This window comes from Mesorhizobium sp. M7A.T.Ca.US.000.02.2.1 (assembly GCF_003996995.1).
In the GTDB taxonomy this organism is placed as follows: domain Bacteria; phylum Pseudomonadota; class Alphaproteobacteria; order Rhizobiales; family Rhizobiaceae; genus Mesorhizobium.
The window spans coordinates 1-1,163 of the sequence record NZ_RZTT01000782.1 but is presented as its reverse complement, the minus strand read 5'-3'; the positions used below and the strand labels follow the sequence as shown (position 1 = coordinate 1,163).

General features: G+C 58.0%; 1 protein-coding gene and 3 pseudogenes. All 4 read right to left on the bottom strand.

The features are described from left to right. Positions 1-117, bottom strand: a 117-nt coding sequence (locus tag EOD15_RS34585) for a LuxR C-terminal-related transcriptional regulator (RefSeq protein WP_245463860.1), incomplete at its 3' end; no start/stop codon positions are given. Positions 118-165: 48 nt separating this feature from the next. Then, positions 166-459, bottom strand: a pseudogene (locus tag EOD15_RS34580) (pyridoxal-phosphate dependent enzyme); the annotation flags it as partial. Positions 460-546: 87 nt separating this feature from the next. Next, positions 547-735 (bottom strand): annotated as a pseudogene (locus EOD15_RS34575) (4Fe-4S binding protein); the annotation flags it as partial. A 284-nt stretch (positions 736-1,019) separates the two neighbouring features. Continuing rightward, a pseudogene (locus EOD15_RS37145) lies at positions 1,020-1,163 on the bottom strand (IS3 family transposase); the annotation flags it as partial.

The window sequence follows — 1,163 nt, the reverse complement described above, 5'->3', positions numbered from 1 at the left end:
ATTTAGGATTTTTCCTATCTCCCACGAAGATTTTCCTCTCGCCACCCAGCTAATGCACTCCTTTTCTCTAACTGAGAGACTAAATGGCTTCTCAACCTTCCGTCGCGCTTGCGTCATTGTACACCTCGCTCGTCGGCACGGCAGGGATGTTGCAATCTGTCGACGTCAACCGTTGCGAAAGGTGTAGCCGCACCCGTTGATCGCCGAGATGTGCGTAGAGGACCCTCGATCCCTGTGGAAAGAAGCCCCTTTGGACGAGATCGATCATCCCTTGCATCGATTTGCCCTCGTAAACGGGATCGGTAATCATGCCCTCGAGCCGCGCGCACAGACGGATCGCCGTCTTGGTTTCCTCCGATGGAACGCCATAACGCGGTATGCGTAGTCCTCGAGCAATACCACGTCTTCCTCCACAAGTTCCGTCCCGAGATCGACGAGCATCGCTGTATGTTGGGCTAGCGTTGCCGCAAAGAACCGGAACTGAGCCGGCAAAAGATCATGAAGGGCAAATCCGATCTCCTGGTTCTGTCTCGTCAAACATGCTGCTCATGCTCCGATCTGGTCGGCCGCGACATGGGTCTGACAGTTCTTAGGGCAGACGCGCCCGCAGGCTCCGCAACCAATGCATCGGCCGGCATGGTCGATGACCATGATCATGCGATTGAGCTCACCATCGAAGTCGTCGTTACCGCCATCGCAGGCGCCGAGGATTTCATCCGCATCATCGACACCGTATGCGCGTGCTGGTTCTTCTCTCAAAAAAGCAACACACCGGTTAGGGAGACCATCACTCGACTAGGCGCATTCGCATGCGGTCCGCCCTCACCCACTGTTGCCGCATCTCAATCAGCAAAGGCCATGCCAGCGACGCCTAGCCCGCATTAAGTGTATGGTTGTGCTAAGAAAAACGTACGGGCACCAACACGGCGTTGTCTTGAACCTGACATGTTTTCTGCCGCTGTCGGGTTTTGGACACGCATCGCGGCGTGGGTTGTGCCCTGCTGGGCGGGTGAAGCGACGGGCGCTGGCGCGGAGCCTTTGGCATAGCGCAGCGCGAGCGACCGTCGCGGATTGAAGGTGCTGGCGAACTCGGCCGTGATCTGCCAGGCGATTTGGGAGTGCGGCCGCGCGGTGTTGTAGTCGGCGCGCCACAGGGGGATGGC